This window comes from Marinobacter mobilis (genome assembly GCF_900106945.1).
In the GTDB taxonomy this organism is placed as follows: domain Bacteria; phylum Pseudomonadota; class Gammaproteobacteria; order Pseudomonadales; family Oleiphilaceae; genus Marinobacter; species Marinobacter mobilis.
The window spans coordinates 96,196-115,911 of the sequence record NZ_FNNE01000004.1 but is presented as its reverse complement, the minus strand read 5'-3'; the positions used below and the strand labels follow the sequence as shown (position 1 = coordinate 115,911).

At 61.0% G+C, this 19,716-nt stretch carries 19 protein-coding genes; 13 read left to right on the top strand and 6 right to left on the bottom strand.

The annotated features are described in order from the left end of the window. Nucleotides 1-73: 73 nt before the first annotated feature. Entirely contained in the window at nt 74-2,119 is a 2,046-nt protein-coding gene (gene prlC, locus BLV11_RS07520; protein WP_091812355.1) for an oligopeptidase A, read from the top strand. A gap of 76 nt (nt 2,120-2,195) precedes the next feature. After that, entirely contained in the window at nt 2,196-2,441 is a 246-nt protein-coding gene (locus BLV11_RS07515) for a YheV family putative zinc ribbon protein (protein ID WP_091812580.1), read from the top strand. Nucleotides 2,442-2,674: 233 nt separating this feature from the next. On the opposite strand, the gene BLV11_RS07510 is transcribed toward BLV11_RS07515, so the two are convergent. The 5 genes from BLV11_RS07510 to BLV11_RS07490 form a co-directional block, all read right to left on the bottom strand. Next, a complete protein-coding gene (locus tag BLV11_RS07510) occupies nt 2,675-3,997 on the bottom strand; it encodes a Na+/H+ antiporter family protein (RefSeq protein ID WP_091812354.1) in 1,323 nt (440 codons plus the stop codon). A 99-nt stretch (nt 3,998-4,096) separates the two neighbouring features. Continuing rightward, nucleotides 4,097-4,330: a DUF1653 domain-containing protein gene (locus BLV11_RS07505; protein ID WP_091812353.1), complete on the bottom strand. Its 234-nt coding sequence runs from the start codon at nt 4,328-4,330 to the stop codon at nt 4,097-4,099. Nucleotides 4,331-4,348: 18 nt separating this feature from the next. Beyond that, nucleotides 4,349-4,735 (bottom strand): DoxX family protein, encoded by a 387-nt coding sequence (locus tag BLV11_RS07500; protein ID WP_091812352.1) that lies wholly within the window; start codon nt 4,733-4,735, stop codon nt 4,349-4,351. A gap of 78 nt (nt 4,736-4,813) precedes the next feature. Further along, on the bottom strand, nt 4,814-5,461 hold the full coding sequence (locus BLV11_RS07495; protein ID WP_091812351.1) for a hypothetical protein: 648 nt from the start codon (nt 5,459-5,461) through the stop codon (nt 4,814-4,816). A gap of 147 nt (nt 5,462-5,608) precedes the next feature. After that, nucleotides 5,609-6,949 (bottom strand): MATE family efflux transporter, encoded by a 1,341-nt coding sequence (locus BLV11_RS07490; RefSeq protein ID WP_245725957.1) that lies wholly within the window; start codon nt 6,947-6,949, stop codon nt 5,609-5,611. A 240-nt stretch (nt 6,950-7,189) separates the two neighbouring features. Here BLV11_RS07490 and coxB point away from each other — a divergent pair, with 240 nt between their 5' ends. The 4 genes from coxB to BLV11_RS07470 are packed head-to-tail and all read left to right on the top strand — an operon-like array spanning nt 7,190 to nt 11,492. Beyond that, nucleotides 7,190-8,314 carry a cytochrome c oxidase subunit II gene (coxB, locus tag BLV11_RS07485; RefSeq protein WP_091812350.1) on the top strand — a complete coding sequence of 375 codons (1,125 nt, stop codon included), beginning with the start codon at nt 7,190-7,192 and terminating at the stop codon, nt 8,312-8,314. Between the two features lie 54 nt (nt 8,315-8,368). Further along, the gene (gene ctaD / locus BLV11_RS07480) at nt 8,369-9,952 is read left to right on the top strand and encodes a cytochrome c oxidase subunit I (protein ID WP_091812349.1); all 1,584 of its coding nucleotides are present in this window, start codon (nt 8,369-8,371) and stop codon (nt 9,950-9,952) included. A 13-nt stretch (nt 9,953-9,965) separates the two neighbouring features. Continuing rightward, entirely contained in the window at nt 9,966-10,589 is a 624-nt protein-coding gene (locus BLV11_RS07475; protein WP_091812348.1) for a cytochrome c oxidase assembly protein, read from the top strand. 15 nt (nt 10,590-10,604) lie between these two features. After that, complete coding sequence (locus BLV11_RS07470; RefSeq protein ID WP_091812347.1) at nt 10,605-11,492, top strand: cytochrome c oxidase subunit 3; 888 nt, start codon at nt 10,605-10,607, stop codon at nt 11,490-11,492. 8 nt (nt 11,493-11,500) lie between these two features. On the opposite strand, the gene BLV11_RS07465 is transcribed toward BLV11_RS07470, so the two are convergent. After that, complete coding sequence (locus BLV11_RS07465; RefSeq protein WP_091812346.1) at nt 11,501-11,710, bottom strand: twin transmembrane helix small protein; 210 nt, start codon at nt 11,708-11,710, stop codon at nt 11,501-11,503. 72 nt (nt 11,711-11,782) lie between these two features. Here BLV11_RS07465 and BLV11_RS07460 point away from each other — a divergent pair, with 72 nt between their 5' ends. From BLV11_RS07460 to hrpB, 7 genes are all read left to right on the top strand, one after another. Further along, nucleotides 11,783-12,544: an SURF1 family protein gene (locus BLV11_RS07460; protein WP_281242755.1), complete on the top strand. Its 762-nt coding sequence runs from the start codon at nt 11,783-11,785 to the stop codon at nt 12,542-12,544. Continuing rightward, complete coding sequence (locus BLV11_RS07455; RefSeq protein WP_245725956.1) at nt 12,525-13,169, top strand: hypothetical protein; 645 nt, start codon at nt 12,525-12,527, stop codon at nt 13,167-13,169. Before BLV11_RS07460 ends, BLV11_RS07455 begins: the two co-directional genes overlap by 20 nt. A gap of 4 nt (nt 13,170-13,173) precedes the next feature. Then, on the top strand, nt 13,174-14,259 hold the full coding sequence (locus tag BLV11_RS07450) for a COX15/CtaA family protein (RefSeq protein WP_091812344.1): 1,086 nt from the start codon (nt 13,174-13,176) through the stop codon (nt 14,257-14,259). After that, nucleotides 14,256-15,158, top strand: a complete 903-nt coding sequence (gene cyoE / locus BLV11_RS07445) for a heme o synthase (protein WP_091812343.1) — start codon at nt 14,256-14,258, stop codon at nt 15,156-15,158. The genes BLV11_RS07450 and cyoE overlap by 4 nt, the downstream gene beginning before the upstream one ends. Nucleotides 15,159-15,191: 33 nt before the next feature. Further along, nucleotides 15,192-15,854, top strand: a complete 663-nt coding sequence (locus BLV11_RS07440; protein ID WP_091812342.1) for an SCO family protein — start codon at nt 15,192-15,194, stop codon at nt 15,852-15,854. A gap of 106 nt (nt 15,855-15,960) precedes the next feature. Continuing rightward, nucleotides 15,961-17,172: a YbfB/YjiJ family MFS transporter gene (locus BLV11_RS07435; protein ID WP_091812577.1), complete on the top strand. Its 1,212-nt coding sequence runs from the start codon at nt 15,961-15,963 to the stop codon at nt 17,170-17,172. A 69-nt stretch (nt 17,173-17,241) separates the two neighbouring features. Continuing rightward, nucleotides 17,242-19,710 (top strand): ATP-dependent helicase HrpB, encoded by a 2,469-nt coding sequence (gene hrpB, locus BLV11_RS07430; RefSeq protein WP_091812576.1) that lies wholly within the window; start codon nt 17,242-17,244, stop codon nt 19,708-19,710. The last annotated feature ends 6 nt before the right edge of the window (nt 19,711-19,716 follow it).

The window sequence follows — 19,716 nt, the reverse complement described above, 5'->3', positions numbered from 1 at the left end:
TCTGCTGTCCCCGCAACCTGGGGAAAGGTTTGTCTCAACTTACCGGACATGACACGCACTGAGAAGGGGACCTATGACTAACCCGCTGTTGACCGACGACCTGCTGCCCGCCTTTGGTCAGATCCGCACCGAACACATGGAGCCGGCGATTGACCAGATTCTCGGCGATAACCGGGCGCAGATCGAGCAACTGGCACGCCAGCAGGATCCGACCTGGGATTCCCTGGCTCAGCCGATGCAAGCGCTGGATGACAGGCTTAACAGCGCCTGGTCGGTGATTTCCCATCTCAATGGGGTGATGAATAACGACGAGCTTCGGAGTGTCTACAAACGCTGTCTGGAAAAGCTCACGGAATACAGTACCGAGGTCAGTCAGAACGCTGAACTCTGTGGCGCCTATAAGAAGCTGGCGGCGCGTGATGATTTTGCCCGCCTCAGCGAGGCGCAGCGCAAGTCGGTGAGCAATACCTTGCGTGATTTCCACCTTGGCGGTGTCGATCTGCCAGCGGAGCAGAAGCAGCACTACGCCGAACTGTCGCGGGAGCTGGCCGAGCTATCGAGCAAATTCAGCGATAACGTACTGGATGCAACCCAACACTGGTTCCGCCATGTAACGGATGTCGAAGAACTGTCCGGGCTGCCGGAAAGCGCCCTCGACGGCGCCCGTCATGCGGCGCAGCAACGGGAGCTGGACGGTTTTGTCATTACCCTCGACTTCCCCAGTTTCTATCCGGTCATGACTTACTGCGATAACCGCGACTTGCGACGGGACGTCTACGAGGCCTTCGTGACGCGGGCGTCTGACATGGGACCCGATGCCGGCCAGTGGGACAACACAACGGTCATGAGTGACATCCTTGCCCGCCGCCACGCCCTCGCCCGCCTGCTTGGTTTCGCCAACTACGCCGAACGCTCTCTGGCCACGAAAATGGCACCCGGGGTGGAGGATGTCATGCATTTCCTCAACGAACTGGCCGCGAAATCCAGGCCGGTGGCGCAGCAGGATGTGGCAGAACTGCAGGCGTTTGCCCGGGAATCCCATGGCGTTGAGGCGCTGGAAGCCTGGGACATTGGCTATTACAGCGAAAAGCTGCGCCAGCAACGATATGACATTTCCCCGGAAACGCTGCGGCCCTGGTTCCCGGCTGACCGAGTGGTGCCGGGATTGTTCGCGGTGGCAGAAAAACTGTTCGGCATCCAGATTGAGGAACAGCCGCAGGTGGAGACCTGGCAGGATGACGCCCGGGCCTACCGGATCAGCCGTGATGGCAACACCATTGCGTGGTTCTACCTGGATCTGTTTGCCCGTCAGGGCAAGCGGGGCGGCGCCTGGATGGCGGACTGCCGGGTACGCTGGCGGAATCTTGAAGGCCAGTTACAGTTGCCGGTGGCGTTCCTGACCTGTAACTTCACGCCGCCGGTGAATGGCAAGCCGTCGCTGCTGACCCATGATGAAGTCACTACTCTGTTCCACGAATTCGGTCATGGTCTGCACCACATGCTGACTCAGGTCGAGGTGGCGGATGTATCCGGCATCAATGGCGTCGCCTGGGACGCGGTGGAACTGCCAAGTCAGTTCCTGGAGAACTGGTGCTGGCACAAGGAATCCCTGGCGCTGATTGCGGCTCACCACGAGACCGGGGAGCCCCTGCCGGAGGATTTGCTCGACAAGCTGCTGGCGGCGAAGAATTTCCAGTCCGGTATGCAGATGGTGCGGCAGCTGGAGTTCTCGCTGTTTGATTTCCGGATGCATGCGGAGTACAACCCCGAAGCCCCACTGGATCCGCTGGAGGTTCATCGTCAGGTCCGCGAGGAGATTGCGGTGGTGCGGGCGCCGGCGTTCAACCGTTTTCCCAACAGTTTCTCCCATATCTTTGCCGGTGGTTATGCGGCGGGCTATTACAGCTATAAGTGGGCAGAGGTTCTGGCGGCGGATGCGTTCTCCCTGTTCGAGGAACAAGGCATCTTCGATCCGGAGACCGGGAAGTCGTTCCTGGCGAACATTCTGGAGAAAGGCGGGTCCCAGGAGCCGATGGAACTGTTCAAGGCATTCCGTGGTCGTGAACCGGAAGTGGATGCCCTGCTGAGGCAGTCCGGTATCACAGATCACGCGGCCTGATAGCCCTGATTGCAGGCCCGGTCGACGCTGGCCGGGTCGGTTAATCCAACAGCGTATGAATGATGAGAGTGTAATGATGGCGAGTCCCAAACGTTTTATCGCCGGTGCTGTCTGCCCCCGTTGTGCGGAGATGGACAAGATCGTGATGTATGCCACCGATGAAGGCCAGTTTCGTGAGTGTGTGGCCTGTGGCTATAAGGAGCGGCAGGGTGACGCCGAGTCCGAGGTGGCTGAGCTGGATACCCGGGTGAACAGCAAGAAGAACGAGGATGACCACACGGTAAAGCAGGTGGTGTTCTTTAAGGCGGGCTCGGACGAATAGCTGGTTTTGTTCTGGGACCGTTTGGCTCTATGGCGGAGTAGACAGGGAGTGGGGACAGCATCCAAAACGAGAAACGTTGTTTCTCTGATTGTTTTGGAAGGTGTCCCCACTCCCTTTTTGTACTTCTGAGTTTTTATTTTTTAAGAATCTTGGCGCATCAGGGCCACTTGAATCGCTCGACCACCCCCACAACCCCGCTCCCAATCAGCAGATGCGCCAACCAGAACGAGCGGTTAAAGCACCATGGCCGCTACCCAGCCAAAGCCCAGCAAGGGCAGGTTGTAATGCAGGAACGTTGGTACCACGGTATCCCAGATGTGGTTGTGCTGGCCGTCGACGTTGAGGCCGGATGTGGGGCCGAGGGTGGAATCGGAGGCCGGTGAACCCGCGTCACCCAGGGCACCGGCGGTGCCGACCAGGGCCACAATAGCCAGTGGGCTGAAGCCCATTTCCAGTGCCAGGGGCACATACAGTGCGGCAATGATGGGGATGGTAGAAAAGGACGAGCCGATGCCCATGGTGATCAGCAGCCCAACCACGAGCATCAGCAAGGCGGCCAGTGCCTTGTTGTCCCCGATCGCCGCCACCGAACCCTGCACCAGGGACTGGATCTCACCGGTTTCGCGCATGACTTCGGCAAAGCCGGACGCTGCGATCATGATAAAGCCGATCATCGCCAGCATCTTCATGCCTTCGGTGAAGAGGTCGTCGGCTTCTTTCCATTTTACGACCCCGGACAGGTTGAACAGGACAAAGCCGGTGAGTGCGCCGAGGATCATGGAGTCCAGCCACAGTTGCACCACAAACGCGGCGGCAATGGCGACCAGCGCCATCACCAGGGTGCCGCCACTGTAGCTGACGCTGACCCGTTCGGTTCGGGCAATGGCATCCATGTTATAGCTGCGGTCGCCGCGGTAGCTGATAAACACCGCCACCAGCAGGCCGACCAGCATGCCGAGGGCTGGCAGCGCCATGGCGGACATGACGTTCAGGCCTTCGGTGGTGATGCCGTTGCTTTCCACATTGGCCAGCAGGATTTCATTGAGGTAAATGCCACCGAAGCCAACGGGCAGGAACATGTACGGTGTGATCAGGCCGAAGGTCAGTACGCAGGCTACCAGGCGGCGATCCATGTTCAGCTTTGCCATGACGTACAGCAGTGGCGGGACCACCAGTGGGATAAAGGCAATGTGGATCGGCAGAATATTCTGGGAGGACATGGCGATGGCGATCAGCAGGCCGATAATCAGCAGGCGGATGCCGCCGGCGGCCTTGCCATCGTCCTGACGGCCAACCATGGCCAGGGCCTTGTCAGCCAGGGCATGGGCCAGACCGGATTTTCCGATCGCCACCGCGAATGCCCCCAGTACTGCATAGGACAGCGCAACGGTAGCCCCACCGCCGAGGCCACTGTTGAAGGCATTGATGGTGGCTTCCAGTGACAGTCCGCTGATCAGGCCACCGGCGATGGCTCCGACAATCAGGGCAACAACAACGTGAATGCGGCACAGGCTCAGTACGAGCATGATGGCGACCGCGGCAACGACGGCATTCATGGCTAACTCCGGTTATGCATGGATCAGACAAAAAAAGGCGCCACTGTGCCGCAGCGCCTGGTTACCGTCAAAGGGGGAATGTACCTAGACAAGCGCTGTCTAGCCGGCAGTGCCCTGCTCTCCCACATAAGCGAACCGGGGCACCTGCTCACCAGCGACTTCCACGGTTTCGGTGAACATCGCCAGCGGCCGGACCCAGAGACTGTGATCGCCATAAAGGCAGCGGTAAACCACCAGCGGCTCCTCGGTTTCGCTGTGCCGGGCAAGGCCAATGACTTCGTAGTCCCTGCCTTTGTAATGACGGTAGCGGCCTGTGGCCAGAGTTTTGTTCATGGTGTCCTGCCCGGGTGATCAGTTCTTGAGTTTGTATTTGCCGGGGCCGAGGAACACCAGGGCCAGGGCGATGAACAGGAAGAAACCTTGCAGTTCCAAAGCCCAGCCGCCGTTGCCGCCAAGGGTCAGCAACTGATGGCTATGGACCAGGGCGATGGCGACCAGCATGTTGAAGACAATGATGATGGCGCCAATGCGGGTCTGGTAACCGAGCAGCACCATCAGCGGAGCGATCACTTCGCCGATATACACGCCGTAGGCAAAGAACGCGGGAATGCCGTGGCTGGCCAGCTGGCCCTCGATGAAACCGATGCCGTTGATCAGTTTGGAAATACCATGGAACAGCATCAGCCCGCCAAGGGTGAGACGGATGATCAGTTTTCCAAGATCAGCGTTGTCGAGCATGGGTTTCTCCTGTTTCTGTATGCGGCTGCGTAGCTTAGCGCGAACGCGCCAGCTGTCACAGTGTCGTCAATGAGGGGATTATAGACGGGTATTGAGCGTGAAGTGGATGTGGTTACGAACCAGCAGGTTTTCCCAGTAGTCCCGCATCCAGCCCCAGGCGGCGTGCTTGGCCTGCAGGACAAAGGGATTGAGGTCGAGCTCGTAAAAGTCCGGGGTGCCGGCAATCTGCATGACGTTGAGGCACACAGCCTCATCCAGCTCATTGGAAAACGGTTCGCCGATGAGCTGGTGCACCAGCAGGTTGGAACAGGTCGCTTCCAGATCCACCAATTGTGCGGTGCGGATCGAGCGGTTGTTCTCGTACATCTCCTCCATCAGCCGGTGACACATGTACGCCCGGTTGAGGATGCCGTCCAGACCTTCGTACCGGGCCAGAAGCACTGACGGCTGGGTAAAGTAGCGGGTAGCGGCATCGATAAACGGGGCGAACAGGGTGGCGCAGTCGGCTTCTTGGGCGCAGGCGTCGACACATTCGATCAGCCGTGGTGCCATTTCGATGTACTCGACGGCAAACTGGAACAGGCTGGTGGCCGGTTGATAGCCATCGACCGTAATGCTGGCGGGCAGGCTGGCCGCACGCTCCTGCATTTGCCGGAGAAAGGCTCCGGAACGGGCTTCCTGCCGGCGCGCCTGGTCAATAATGTTAAGCACGACTGCTGGTGTCATATCAGGGGGTGCCGCTCGTTGAACTGAAAATGGTCCCAAGATGCCTCCGGTGCCGGGGAAGGATGTTCAGAGGGCTGAGGTACGAACTTCAGCGGCTCTTGAGAAGAAGTGTAGTTTAGTTTTGCCAACGTGCTTATTGTGGCCCGGTTACGTGAACCAAGAGTCAATTTTAGAATGTTTTACAAACAGCCAGGTCATGGTCGCAGCCCGCGCCAGCATTAGCCCTATCAGTGAAACCCACAGGCCGTGGTTGCCCCAGCCGGTGGTGAGCCACCACAGCGGCAGGAACACGAATAAGGCGGAAAGCAGCATGGTATTTTGCATGTCGCGGGTGCGGGTGGCGCCGATAAAAATGCCATCGAGCAGAAAGCCTCCGCTGGCGGCGAGGGGGAGCAGCCACAGCCAGGGCAGGTAAAGCCAGGCGGTATGCCTGACCTCGTCGATGCTGGTCAGCAGGGCGATCAGTTCGGCGCCGGCCAGCACGAACATCGCGGTAAACAACAGTGCTCCCCAAACCGACCAGCGCAGGGCGGACCGGCAGACCCCGCGAAAATAGCCTCGGTCGCCCTGTCCCACCGCTTCCCCCACCATGGCCTCGGCGGCATTGGCGAAGCCGTCGAGGCCATTGGAGATAATCATCAGAAACGTAATGAGTACCGCATTGGCGGCCAGCACGACATCCCCCTGACGGGCGCCCTGAGCGGTGAAAAACGCCAGTACCAGCAACAGGGTAACAGTGCGCACCAGCAGGAAACGGTTGACCGATAAAATGCGGCGATAGTCCGCCAGGGTACCCAGCAGGTTCCGGCTCAGCCGCTGGCCGGCCGGGATGCGGCCAAGCACCAGCCACAGCCCCAGAGTGGTGGCCGAGTATTCCGCGATCACCGTGGCCAGGGCAACGCCGCGGCTGTTCCAGCCCAGCACGCTGACAAACAGCACGTCCAGCAGGATGTTGAGGCCGTTGGCGACAATCAGCATCAGCATGGGGCCGCGGGGAAACTGGGTGCCAATCAACCAGCCCACAAGGGTGTACTGACATAACACGGCCGGGGCGCTCCAGATACGGATGCGGGCGTATTCCTCCGCCAGCTTTGCCACCTCGGGGCTGGGTTCCATCAGGGTCAGCCCCAAGCCGATCAGGGGCTGGTGGACGAGGATCAGCACCAGGCCAATCACCACCGCCAACAACAGTGAACGGAGCAGCAACGCGGTCTGGCCAACGGCATCGCGGCGGCCAAAAGCCTGGGCCGCGAGCCCGGTGGTACCCATGCGCATAAAGCCGAAGGTCCAGTACAGCAGCGTAAAGAGGTTGGCACCGATGGCCACGGCGCCGAGGTACTCCGGGTGCTGCAGATGACCCAGCACGGCGGTATCCACCAGGCCGAGCAAAGGCACGGTGAGGTTGGTGAGCATCAGCGGCCAGGCCAGGGCCCAGAGGCGACGGTCGATCACGGTCAGTGAAGGTTTGGACAGACCGGCTGTGGGCATGGTGGGGGTATCTCTGTGGTGGTGATGCCGATATAGAATATAAAGTTATAAAAAATCGGTGTTCATAGTTGTTTATCGTTTACCCAATTTTTAGCAATTCGCTAACCCCTGTCTATACTCTTAAGTGGTTAATCCGTGAGCAGACTTTCACTTTGTCCGGGGTTGATGGGTGCGACCGTCATGCCAGGCAAAGGAAGCAGTAGCAAGTTCAACAAGAATAATACTCTGCGGAGACACACTATGGGCGTGCACACGATAAGGGCGGGTGTCCTTGCCGGTGGGTTATTGTTTCCTGTCTGGTCGATGGCTGACTGGGCTTTGAACATGCCCCAGGGCGTAACCGACACCAGCCAGGAAATCTTCAGTCTTCACATGACCATTCTCTGGATCTGCGTTGTCATCGGCATCGTGGTGTTCGGAGTGATGTTCTGGTCGATTCTGGCTCACCGGAAATCGGAGGGACACGAACCGGCTCACTTCCACGAAAACACCACGGTCGAGATTCTCTGGACCATCATTCCCTTCATTATTCTGGTGGTCATGGCGATTCCGGCCACCGCTACCCTGATCGACATGTACGACACGGAAGAGTCGGACCTCGACATCCGCGTCACCGGCTATCAATGGAAGTGGCGCTACGATTACATCAACGATGATTTCGGCTACTTCTCCAACATGGCCACGCCGCTCGATGAGATCTATAACCGCGACGACAAGGGCGAGAACTACCTGCTTGAGGTGGATAATCCGCTGGTGATACCCGCTGGCAAGAAGGTGCGGCTGCTGCTGACCGCCAATGATGTCATTCACTCCTGGTGGGTGCCGGAATTTGGTGTCAAGAAAGATGCCATCCCCGGCTTTATCAACGAAACCTGGACCCGGGTGGACGAGCCCGGCATCTATCGGGGCCAGTGCACCGAGCTTTGTGGTCGTAACCATGGCTTCATGCCGGTGGTGGTCAAGGTGGTGCCCCAGGAAGAATACGATGCCTGGGTGGTTGAACAGGTGGCCGCGGCCGAGACTGAGCGTCAGCTGACCCAGAAAGACTGGACCCTCGACGAGTTGATGGCGCGGGGCGAGCAGGTCTACAACACGGCCTGCGCTGCCTGTCACCAGCCCGATGGTTCCGGAGCGCCTCCCGCCTTCCCGGCACTCAAGGGCAGTGCCATTGTGACCGAGGATATTCCTGCCCATCTGGACCGGGTGGTCAACGGTGTCTCCGGTACCGCCATGCAGGCCTTTGGCCCGCAGCTCAGTGAAGTCGATCTCGCCGCTGTCATTACCTACGAGCGTAACGCCTGGGGTAACAACACCGGAGAGATGGTGACACCGATGCAGGTCTTTGAATACAAGAGCCAGCAGTAATCCGACGTCTGATCGTGCTGCCGGCCAGGGGCCGGCGGCTTAAGGGGGTTAGCAATGAGTGCGGTTATTGATACCCACGCCCAGGATCACCATCACGGTCCCGCCAAGGGCATTACCCGGTGGCTGTACACCACCAACCATAAAGACATTGGCACCATGTACCTGGTGTTCAGTTTCGCCATGTTCCTGCTGGGCGGCACCATGGCGATGGTCATCCGTGCCGAACTGTTCCAGCCCGGCCTGCAGATCGTGGAGCCGGAATTCTTCAACCAGATGACCACCATGCATGGTCTGATCATGGTGTTCGGGGCGGTGATGCCGGCCTTTGTCGGACTCGCCAACTGGATGCTGCCAATGATGATCGGGGCGCCCGACATGGCACTGCCGCGGATGAACAACTGGAGTTTCTGGCTGTTGCCCTGTGCCTTCCTGATTCTGGTGTCCACCCTGTTCATGTCCGGCGGTGCGCCCAACTTCGGCTGGACCTTCTATGCACCGCTGTCCACCACCTATGGACCGCCCAGTACCACCTTCTTCATCTTTGCCGTCCATATCATGGGGGTGTCGTCGATCATGGGCGCAATCAACGTGATTGCGACCATCCTCAACCTGAGGGCGCCAGGCATGACGCTGATGAAGATGCCGCTGTTCGTGTGGACCTGGCTGATCACCGCGTTCCTGCTGATCGCCGTGATGCCGGTGCTGGCCGGTGTGGTGACCATGATGCTGATGGATATCAACTTCGGCACCAGCTTCTTCAATGCCGCCGGAGGTGGTGACCCGGTGCTGTTCCAGCACGTGTTCTGGTTCTTCGGTCATCCCGAGGTGTACATCATGATCCTGCCGGCCTTCGGCGCGGTGTCCCACATCATTCCGGCGTTTGCCCGCAAGCCACTGTTCGGCTATGCCTCCATGGTGTACGCGGTCGGCGCTATCGCCCTGCTGTCGTTCGTGGTCTGGGCCCATCACATGTTTACGGTGGGGGTACCCCTGGCCGGTGAGCTGTTCTTCATGTACGCCACCATGCTGATTGCAGTGCCCACGGGGGTGAAGGTGTTCAACTGGGTTGCCACCATGTTCCGGGGGGCGATGACCTTCGAGGCGCCCATGCTGTTTGCCGTGGCTTTCGTCATTCTGTTTACCATCGGTGGCTTCTCCGGACTGATGCTGGCGATTGCACCGGCGGATTTCCAGTACCACGATACCTATTTTGTGGTGGCCCATTTCCACTATGTGCTGGTACCGGGTGCGATCTTCGGCATCTTTGCCTCGGCCTATTTCTGGCTGCCCAAGTGGACCGGCAACATGTACGACGAGACCCTGGCCAAGACCCATTTCTGGCTATCGTTTGTCGGCATGAACCTGGCGTTCTTCCCGATGCATTTTCTCGGGTTGGCGGGTATGCCGCGACGGATTCCCGATTACGCCTTGCAGTTCGCCGACTTCAACATGGTCTCCAGCATTGGTGCCTTCATGTTCGGCGCCACCCAGCTATTGTTCCTGTTCATTGTGGTGAAGTGCGCGCGAGGGGGTGAGAAGGCCCCTGCGAAACCGTGGGACGGTGCCGAAGGGCTGGAGTGGACACTGCCGTCACCCGCGCCCTACCACACCTTCACGACGCCACCGGAAGTGAAGTAAAAAGGACAGAACCATGGCGGAAACACCGGAAACCGGTAACGGCGGGGGCCCTCACCAGGCGCCCCGTTCCAATGCCCGCGTGGTCGGCTGGTGCCTGGCCGGGGTGGTGGCGATGTTCGGCTTTGGTTTTGCCCTGGTGCCGCTGTACGACGTGTTCTGTGAAATTACCGGCATCAATGGCAAGACCGCTGGCCGTTACGAGGCCACTTCAGAGCTGCTCAGCGACCGGAGTCGCACCGTGGAGGTGCAATTCATTGCCCAGAACGGCCCTGATATGCCCTGGGTGTTCCGACCGGTGGTACACAGTGTCAGAGTTCATCCCGGTGAGCCGACACAGGTTGCCTTCTATGCCGAGAATCCCACTGCGGTCGGGATGATTGGGCAGGCGGTGCCGAGCCTGGCACCGGCGGAAGGCGCACTGTATTTCCACAAGACTGAGTGTTTCTGTTTCAACCAGCAAACCCTGGCGGCCGGTGAAGTCACCGAAATGCCGCTGGTGTTTATCGTGGATTCGGCCTTGCCCGAACACATCACCAAACTGACCCTGTCCTACACCTTGTACGATCAGGGCGAAGCGCCGGTCCTCTCCGGCAGGAATAGCGATCCAGTGGTAACAACAATAATCGATAACGGATAACCGTCGGAGGCTGGCATGGCGACAGAGCAGACGTACTACGTTCCGGCACAAAGCAAGTGGCCGATCATTGCCACGGTAGGGCTGGGCACCACCTTGTATGGTGTGGCATCAATCATGGTGAACGGCTCTCAGGGTGACGATACCGGAGGGGCCTGGACGTTGTTTTTCATTGGCGCCCTGATCATGGCTTACATGCTGTTTGGCTGGTTTGGCAACGTCATCAGCGAGAGTCGGGCGGGGCTTTACAGTCCACAGATGGACCGCTCGTTCCGCTGGGGCATGAGCTGGTTCATTTTCTCGGTGGTCGTGTTCTTTGCCGCGTTTTTTGGCGCGCTGTTCTACGCCCGGGTGTTTGCCGTACCCTGGCTGGGTGGTGAAGGTGACCGCGGCAGCAGCAACATGCTGTGGGAAGGCTTCCAGGCAACCTGGCCGCTGATCAACAATCCGGATCCGGAGGCGTTCCCGGCGGCCAAGGAAGTCATCGGACCCTGGGGCTTGCCTCTGATCAACACCATCCTGCTGGTCACTTCCTCGTTCACCGTTACCGTCGCCCACCATGGCCTGAAACAGAACCATCGCGGCAAGCTCAAGCTCTGGCTGGCGGCCACCATCGTGCTGGCGGTGGGCTTCCTGATCCTGCAGGCAGAAGAATACGTTCATGCCTATACCGAACTGGACCTGACCCTGCAGTCCGGTATCTATGGCAGCACCTTCTTCATGCTCACCGGATTCCACGGTGCCCACGTCTTACTGGGAACCCTGATGCTGACCATCATGCTGATTCGCATCCTCAAGGGGCATTTCTCGGCCGACAAACACTTTGGTTTCGAGGCGGCCAGCTGGTACTGGCACTTTGTGGATGTGGTATGGCTGGGGTTGTTTGTGTTCGTCTACATCTTGTAGGGCGGGGTTCAGTGGTACGGCGTCGGGTTCATTGACAGGTCGCCGTGCCACAGGGCCACCAGAATCAACACAAGGAGGGTAAGGCTGAGGCCGACCCGGACGGCCAGGGAGTTGACGACCCTGTTGGTCCGGCCCCCATCCCGAATCAGAAACACCAGGCCGGTAAACAGGCTGATCACGACGGCAATCAACAACAGGACAATGACCACTTTGAGCATGACAAACCCCGCTTGGTTGAACGGCACCTCTGGGCGCAACTGGATTCACTATAGCAGAGCATGAGCAGCGCCATGGGGTTTGCTAAAGAGTGCGACAAGGCGGGTGGGAAGGATCCTGGCCATCGCCGCTGGCGGTTCAATCCCCGTTTAATGATGTTCAGTGGTTGTTTGCTGCCGCTGTTACTGGCACTGGGTCTGTGGCAGCTGCAGCGGGCGGGGGAAAAAGAGGTGCTGTTACAGCAGTGGCAGCTGCAGGCAACGGAGCTGACCTGGCCAGAGCTGGTGAGCCTGGGGTTGACCAGTGGTCAACCGGTGGCCCTGAGCGGGCACTATGGCGAGCGCAGCTGGTTACTGGATAACCGGACCCGGGATGGGGTCGCGGGGTATGAAATCCTGACACTGTTCGAGCCGGCGGAAGGTCCCTCTGTGGTGGTCAACCGGGGCTGGTTACGGGCACCGGCAAGTCGTGAACGCCTGCCGGTGTTTCCCACGCCGGCCTCGGAAGTGATTGTCCAGGGCCGCTTGGCGGATTACCCGGTGCCGCCGGTGCTGGCGGATGCCGGGCCAACACCGGGTTGGCCGCGGCGGGTGCAGGCACTGCACCAGTCAGCCGTGGCCGCAGAGGCGGACACCGTGGCCAGCAAGGTGATCAGACTGGCGGGCGGCGATCAGCCCGGCGCTTTCCGCGCTGACTGGCAGCCGGATCGCATGGGCCCGCAGACCCACTACGGCTATGCCGTGCAATGGTTTTCACTCGCACTGGCGTTGTTGGTTCTGACCATCATTGCCAGCTACCGCAAGACAGGAGCCGATAATGACAACGACAATGGCTAACTCCATGACCGATAACGACAACGAACCCCTCTCCCCGGAACGGGTGCGCCGCGGCCGCCGGGTCGCCTTGCTGCTGTTTGTCATCGGATTCGGGCCGATGCTACTGGCCACGGTGATGTACTACACCGGCTGGCTCAATCCGGCGGGGCATGTCAACTATGGCTCCCTGGTTCAACCGCTGGTGCCGGTCAGTCAGCTGAACCTGATCGGTACTGATGGCAAGCGTCTGGCGGATCGCTTCACCGCGCCCACTGCCAACCGGCAATGGTTGATGCTGACCACCGCCGAAGGCTGCGCACAGACATGTGAATCGTTGCTGTACCTGTCTCGTCAGGTCAATGTGGCGCTCGGCAAGGACGCCAACCGGGTTGCCCGGGCGGCCTATCTGACGGAGCTGACGCTGTCCCAGCAGCAACGCCTGGGGGCTGAATATGAGGCCGTGGAAATGCTTCGTCGCGGTGGCCGCGACCCGGTCTGGCCGGATGCGATCAATCCGGCGGCGGGGCCCCGAATCCTGCTGGTGGATCCGCTGGGCCATGTGATGATGCAGTACACCCCGGACAACAGTGGCGAGGACATGCTGAAAGATATTAAACGCTTGCTCAAGTTGTCCCAGCTGGGGTAATGCCATGACTGCTTCTGCTCACTCTCCGTCGATTCGCAAGACCATGGGGCGCTGGGCCCTGATTGCCACCCTGCTGGCGGTGGTGGTGGTTATGCTGGGGGCCTGGACCCGGCTGGTGCACGCGGGCCTTGGCTGTCCGGACTGGCCCGGCTGCTACGGTTTTCTTACCGTACCCGGATCCGCTGATCAGATCGCCATTGCCGAGGCCCGTTTTCCGGAAGCGCCGGTGGACACCGCCAAGGGCTGGCCGGAGATGATTCATCGTTACGCCGCGGGCACTTTGGGGCTGATCGTGTTTGGCCTGGCCATGACCGCGGTCCGCCACCGCCGGGCGGGCATACCGGTCAGGCTACCGCTGTTTACTGCCGGATTTATCGTGCTGCAGGCCGCCTTTGGCATGTGGACCGTGACCCTCAAGCTTTGGCCCCAGGTGGTCGCTCTGCACCTGCTCGGGGGATTCACCACGCTGAGCCTGCTTACCTTGTTGACCCTGCGCTTGCGAACCCGGCCGGTTTCGGTCGCCGATGCATCGGAGCGCAAGCTGGCGGGGCTCAGGCCCTGGTTGTTTGGAGGACTGGCCCTGGTGGTGATGCAGATCGCGCTGGGTGCCTGGACCGCAGCCAACTACGCAGCAGTAGCCTGCAGTGATCTGCCCACCTGCCATGGTGAATGGTGGCCAGAGATGGATTTCCAGCACGGCTTTGACGTTACCCAACAGGTTGGCCCCAACTATCTCGGCGGTCAGCTGGAAGCCACCGGGCGGGTGGCGATCCATGTCAGCCATCGTGTCGGTGCCGTGGTGGTGCTGGGCTACTGGATCGTGCTGCTGGCGCTGATGTGGCGGCAGGCCAGGTCGGCACCCCTGTTGCTGCGAGCCACGGCTCTGGTAGCTGCGGCGCTGGCGGCGCAGATCGCCCTTGGTCTGGCGAATGTTGCCTTTCATCTGCCGCTGGCGGTGGCCGTTGCCCATAACGCCATGGGCGCCGGCCTGTTACTGACCATCATTCACCTCATCTGGCGCCTGCATCATTGCCGGCACTATGTCCTTTCATCCTCTTCCACGCTGATCAACCGGGAGGTTGCTGCATGAGCCAACAGGCCAAGGCCCTGTCCTACAAATCCGAGAACGTCAGCTGGCGGGATTTCCTCGAACTGACCAAGCCCCGGGTGGTGGCGTTGATGATCCTCACCTCGGTGATCGGCATGCTGCTGGCCGTTCCCGATCTGCCGGGCTGGCGGGTCCTCCTGTTCGGTAACCTCGGCATAGCGCTGCTGGCCGGTGCGGCGGCGGTGGTGAACCATGTGGTCGACCAGAAAATCGACACCATCATGGCCCGTACCCGCAAACGTCCGGTGGCAACCGGCCGGATTGCTCCGGTGGACGCCCTGCTGTTTGCCATCAGCCTGGCCCTTGGCGGCATGCTGGTGCTGGTGTGGCAGGTCAACACCCTCACCGCCTGGCTGACCCTGGCATCCCTGGTGGGCTATGCCGGGGTCTACACCCTGTTCCTGAAGCGGGCAACCCCGCAGAACATCGTCATTGGCGGCCTTGCCGGCGCGATGCCGCCGCTGCTGGGCTGGACCTCGGTGACGGGCCAGGTTGACGGCCATGCGCTGTTGCTGGTGCTGATCATCTTCGCCTGGACGCCCCCCCATTTCTGGGCCCTGGCGATCCATCGCAAGGAAGAATACGCCGAAGCCGGAATACCGATGCTGCCGGTGACGCACGGCAACCGCTACACCGAATTGCACATTCTGCTGTACACCCTGATGTTGCTGGCGGTCAGCTTGTTGCCCTTTGTCACCGGTATGTCCGGGTACCTCTACCTGGCCGGAGCGCTGGTACTGGGACTGCGTTTCCTGCACTATGCGGTACGACTGCTCAGGGGAGACGACCGGCGTGTGGCTCTGGCCACCTTCAAGTATTCCATCAGCTATCTGATGGCTCTGTTCGTGGTGTTGCTGGTCGATCACTACCTGAGTTTCTGAGCCACCGCATTCTCAGGGAGATTCTTACCAGCCATGGCCCGATCCGTTCGTAATACCGTTGCCATCCTGCTTTTGGCCGTGGTGCTGGTGTTTGCCCTGGTCGTGGCCCGACAGGTGTTCAAGGCCGATGGCCAGGAGCCCCTGCCGGCCCCGGAACTCAGTGAGTTCAACGCCTTTGTCTACGACCGGGGCCGCCCCATCGCAGAGTTCGAGCTGCTGAACGAGCAGGGTGAGGTAACCACTCAGGAAGCGCTGAAAGGTCACTGGACGTTTGCTTTCGTGGGCTACACCTTCTGCCCGGATGTGTGTCCGGCGACGCTGTCCAATCTGCGCCGGGCCAGCGCACTGATCCCTGCGGAGCTGCCCCAGCCAAGTTATCTGCTGATCTCCGCCGATCCCGAGCGCGACAGCCCCGAGCGGCTCAGGGAATACCTGACCTTCTTCGGCGAGGGTTTTCAGGGCCTGACCGGCGATCTGGACACCTTGAGAGCACTGGCCAAGAACCTGAACGCAGTGTTCATTCACCGTCAGGACGGAGATCTCCAGCTGGTGGACCATAGTGCCCACCTGGCACTGATCAATCCGGATGGCGAACTGGCGGCGGTCATTCAGCCCCCGCACACCCCCCAGGCCGTTGCCGAAGCCTATGGCCGTATCTACCAGTGGGCCCGGGAGAACCGGGAACGGGCTCGCTGAGTAGCGCCAGAGAGCGTTTTAGACGCCTGAGTTTCCCGGAAAGTCGTCTTTGCAAGTCGCCGGCGACACCGTAGACTGTGCCCCCAATTTGCCTGGCCCAACCACCATGCCTTTGAATCAGCAACACTGCACGTCGCCCCGGGAACTGTTTTCGGTACTGGCCGCAGGTGCCATCCTGCTGCTGGTTGTTCATGGTCTCGGCCGTTTCATCTACACCCCGCTGTTGCCTTATCTGGTGGCTGATGGCCAGATTGATGCTGCCGGGGGCGCCGCCGTGGCCACCTGGAACTATCTCGGCTACCTGATGGGTGCCATGGTGGCCATTCGCTGGCACCGCATTGACCAAATCCGCGTGTTGCTGCCGGTCTTCATGGCGGTGCATATCCTCACCAGCCTGGCCCAGACCCAGCTGGACACCGTGACGCTGATCTCGGTATCGCGCTGGATCAACGGCGTGGCTAATGGTGTGGTGTTTGTCCAGGCCCCGGCGTTGATCCTCGAATGGCTGGTGTCACGCAACCGTGCTGCCAAGAGCGGCCTGGTGTACCTGGGCGTCGGTGTCGGGCTGCTGGTATCCAGCGCGCTGGTGACACTGGCCGCAGACTGGCTGTCTGGTGCCGACCGCTGGTGGCCGGCGGCGGTGCTGTCGATCCCGCTGGCCTGGTGGGGAACGGCCCGGTTGCTGGCACTGGATGTCCCGGTGCGCGCCGAACAGCCAGAGCAACCCACCAGCAAGCCGGGCAAGCTGCTGGACCGGGCCAGTCTGCCGTTGTTCCTCGCCTATGCCGGCGCGGGCCTGGGCTATATCCTGCCGATGACCTTTCTGCCGTTGCTGGCAAAACTGCAGTTGCCCGAAGGTCACTGGTTGATTGATGGCTCCTGGCTGATTGTGGCCCTTGTTACCCTGCCATCTGCATGGATCTGGAATAATTTAGGTGCCAAAATTGGTGATCACCTGGCAATTATCGCGAACTTCGTGATACAGCTGCTTGGCGTTCTGGCAGCGGTGTTGCTGCCAGGGGCCACTGGCATTGTGCTGTGTGGTGTGCTGATCGGCAGCACCTTCCTGGGTGCGGTATTGCTGACTCAGCGTATTGGCCGCGCACTCCATCCTCATCAGGGGCCCCGTTTGTCTGCTGCGCTGGTGGCCCTGTACGGCTTCGCTCAGATGGCCGGTCCGTGGCTGGCAAAGCAGTGGCTGGGCATGGGTGGCACCCTCGAAAGCGCGTTCTGGATCGGTGTCGCTGCCCTGGCCTGGGGACTGCTGTTTGTCTTTCTGGTCCCCAAACCGGAAGTCTGGCATCGCCAGTCCCGGTAGCGACCCGATAAGCAGCCCCCGCTCGCGCTCCCCTACCAAAACTCCTGGTCGAGACCGATGAAAAACACCATGCTACCCATCGACCCTCTCCTCCCTGACCTGCAACAAACCCTCAAATCCACAACCACGGTGCTGTTGCAGGCACCACCGGGCGCCGGAAAAACCACCCGCGTACCGCTGGCCTTACTCGACGCAAGCTGGCGCCGTCAGCGCAAGATTCTTATGCTCGAACCCCGCCGCCTCGCCGCCCGTTCCGCCGCCCGCTACATGGCCAGCCAACTCGGTGAGCGCGCGGGGCAAACCGTGGGCTATCGTACCCGCCTGGATACCAAAGTCAGCGCCCGCACCCAGATCGAAGTGGTCACCGAAGGCATTCTTACCCGCTTGATCCAGGACGACCCGGAACTCACCGGGTACGCTGCGGTGCTGTTCGACGAGTTTCACGAACGCTCGCTGCAGGGTGACCTGGGCCTCGCCCTGGTTCGGGAGAGCCAGCAGGCGCTGCGGGAAGACCTGCGTCTGGTGGTGATGTCTGCGACGCTCGATACCGCCCCCATCGCCCGGCTACTCGGTGACGTACCGGTGCTGACCAGTGAGGGGCGCTCCTTTCCGGTAGAGACCTTCTACCGGCCATTGTCCCGGGATGCGCGTTTGCTGGATCAGGTGGTTGCGGTTATCCACGAAGCCATCGCTGAGCAGGACGGTTCCCTGCTGGTGTTCCTGCCGGGCGCTGGTGAAATCCGCCGGGTCGAATCGGCACTTCGGGGTACCCTGCCGGCGGGGGTTCGGTTGGCACCGCTGTATGGCAACCTGCGCAACGACGAACAGGATCAGGCCATAGCCCCGGCCGCGGACGGCGAGCGCAAGGTGGTGCTAGCTACCGCCATTGCCGAAACCAGCCTGACCATCGAAGGCATCCGGGTGGTGGTGGACAGCGGGCAGCAACGCCGGGCGGTGTTTGACCCCAACAGCGGTATGACTCGTCTGGTGACTGGCCGCCTGTCCAAGGCCTCCGCTGAACAGCGGCGGGGACGGGCCGGACGGGTAGAGCCGGGCGTATGCTACCGGTTGTGGAGTGAATCGGAGCAGTTTGGCCTGGCCGACTTCACCGCCCCGGACATTGTACAGGCCGACCTGGCACCGCTGGTGCTGGAGCTGGCCCAGTGGGGCGCCCGCAAGCCCGACGACCTGGAGTGGATTGACCCGCCCCCGGTTGCTCACTGGCAGCAGGCCACCGACCTGTTGCAGTGGCTTGACCTGCTCAACGACGATGGCAGCATCAGTGATCATGGCAAGGCCGCCCGGCAACTGGGTATTCACCCCCGTCTGGCTCACATGGTGCTGCGGGGACGGACATGGGGGCTCGCCAGGCTCGCCGCCGAACTGGCCGCCCTGCTGGAGGAACGGGACCTGCTCGGTCCCCGTGCCGGCGCCGATCTCCACCTGCGCTGGCAGCTGCTGCGGGGTGAAACCCGCGACCCGAGAGTGGACCGCCAGCGCCTGCAGGCCCTGCAACGATCCGTACAGCGGCTGGCCACGGTGGACGATACCGTGATTCCGGGCAGTGAGGATGCCGGTCGTCTGCTGGCCCAGGCCTACCCGGATCGTATCGCCCGCAAGCGCTCTGGCCAGGCACCTCGTTACCAGCTCAGTAATGGCCGTGGTGCCGTACTGGCGGAGGAGGACCGTCTGGCACGGGAGTCCTGGCTGGTGGCGGTCGATCTGGACGGGCAGGCACGGGAGTCGCGAATCTATCTGGCGGCGGTGGTGAACCCTGATCGGCTGGAACAGGACCTGGCGGTCCATATTGTCAGCCACGACGAGTGCCTCTGGGACGACCAGCGTGGCCGGGTGGTGGTTCGGCGGCAGAAACGGTTGGGTCAGCTTGTGCTTGAAGAAACCACGTTGCCCAGCCCTGATGCCGCTCAGGTGCTCGCCGGGCTGCTGGCTGCGGTGCGCCAGAAAGGTTTGCAGAGTCTGCCGTGGAGTGAGGAATCCCGTCAGCTGCGCGCCCGGCTGGCGCTAGTGCACAGGCTATGGCCGGAACAATGGCCGGCGGTGGATGACGACACCCTGTTGGCAGAACTGGAGCAATGGTTGGGGCCGTTTCTGACATCGGCGAGCCGCTGGGCGGAATTGCAAAAGGTCGACCTGGCGACGGCTTTGAGCAGCGTCCTGGACTACCGTCTGCAAACCCGGCTGGCGGAGCTGGCGCCGGCAACGCTGACGATTCCTACCGGCCAGTCAGTGCGTCTTGATTACACCGCAGAGCAGGGACCGGTGCTGGCCGCCAAGTTACAGGCGCTGTTCGGCTGGACCGAGACGCCAAGGGTTGCCAACGGCCAGGTGCCGGTGGTGATCCACCTGCTGTCGCCGGCCCAGCGCCCACTGGCGGTGACCAGCGACCTCTCGAGTTTCTGGCGTAATGGCTATGTGGAGGTGCGCAAGGACATGCGGGGGCGCTACCCCAAGCATCCATGGCCGGAGGATCCCTTTACCGCAGAAGCGCGGCAGGGCACCAAAAAACAGGGGCGTTGAGGGTGT

Excerpts from the sequence above, each read along its gene's own strand:
- prlC (WP_091812355.1), top strand. The coding sequence starts at position 74 with ATGACTAACCCGCTGTTGACCGACGACCTGCTGCCCGCCTTTGGTCAG.
- BLV11_RS07515 (WP_091812580.1), top strand. The coding sequence starts at position 2,196 with ATGGCGAGTCCCAAACGTTTTATCGCCGGTGCTGTCTGCCCCCGTTGT.
- BLV11_RS07510 (WP_091812354.1), bottom strand. The coding sequence starts at position 3,997 with ATGAATGCCGTCGTTGCCGCGGTCGCCATCATGCTCGTACTGAGCCTG.
- BLV11_RS07505 (WP_091812353.1), bottom strand. The coding sequence starts at position 4,330 with ATGAACAAAACTCTGGCCACAGGCCGCTACCGTCATTACAAAGGCAGG.
- BLV11_RS07500 (WP_091812352.1), bottom strand. The coding sequence starts at position 4,735 with ATGCTCGACAACGCTGATCTTGGAAAACTGATCATCCGTCTCACCCTT.
- BLV11_RS07495 (WP_091812351.1), bottom strand. The coding sequence starts at position 5,461 with ATGACACCAGCAGTCGTGCTTAACATTATTGACCAGGCGCGCCGGCAG.
- BLV11_RS07490 (WP_245725957.1), bottom strand. The coding sequence starts at position 6,949 with ATGCCCACAGCCGGTCTGTCCAAACCTTCACTGACCGTGATCGACCGT.
- coxB (WP_091812350.1), top strand. The coding sequence starts at position 7,190 with ATGGGCGTGCACACGATAAGGGCGGGTGTCCTTGCCGGTGGGTTATTG.
- ctaD (WP_091812349.1), top strand. The coding sequence starts at position 8,369 with ATGAGTGCGGTTATTGATACCCACGCCCAGGATCACCATCACGGTCCC.
- BLV11_RS07475 (WP_091812348.1), top strand. The coding sequence starts at position 9,966 with ATGGCGGAAACACCGGAAACCGGTAACGGCGGGGGCCCTCACCAGGCG.
- BLV11_RS07470 (WP_091812347.1), top strand. The coding sequence starts at position 10,605 with ATGGCGACAGAGCAGACGTACTACGTTCCGGCACAAAGCAAGTGGCCG.
- BLV11_RS07465 (WP_091812346.1), bottom strand. The coding sequence starts at position 11,710 with ATGCTCAAAGTGGTCATTGTCCTGTTGTTGATTGCCGTCGTGATCAGC.
- BLV11_RS07460 (WP_281242755.1), top strand. The coding sequence starts at position 11,783 with ATGGGGTTTGCTAAAGAGTGCGACAAGGCGGGTGGGAAGGATCCTGGC.
- BLV11_RS07455 (WP_245725956.1), top strand. The coding sequence starts at position 12,525 with ATGACAACGACAATGGCTAACTCCATGACCGATAACGACAACGAACCC.
- BLV11_RS07450 (WP_091812344.1), top strand. The coding sequence starts at position 13,174 with ATGACTGCTTCTGCTCACTCTCCGTCGATTCGCAAGACCATGGGGCGC.
- cyoE (WP_091812343.1), top strand. The coding sequence starts at position 14,256 with ATGAGCCAACAGGCCAAGGCCCTGTCCTACAAATCCGAGAACGTCAGC.
- BLV11_RS07440 (WP_091812342.1), top strand. The coding sequence starts at position 15,192 with ATGGCCCGATCCGTTCGTAATACCGTTGCCATCCTGCTTTTGGCCGTG.
- BLV11_RS07435 (WP_091812577.1), top strand. The coding sequence starts at position 15,961 with ATGCCTTTGAATCAGCAACACTGCACGTCGCCCCGGGAACTGTTTTCG.
- hrpB (WP_091812576.1), top strand. The coding sequence starts at position 17,242 with ATGCTACCCATCGACCCTCTCCTCCCTGACCTGCAACAAACCCTCAAA.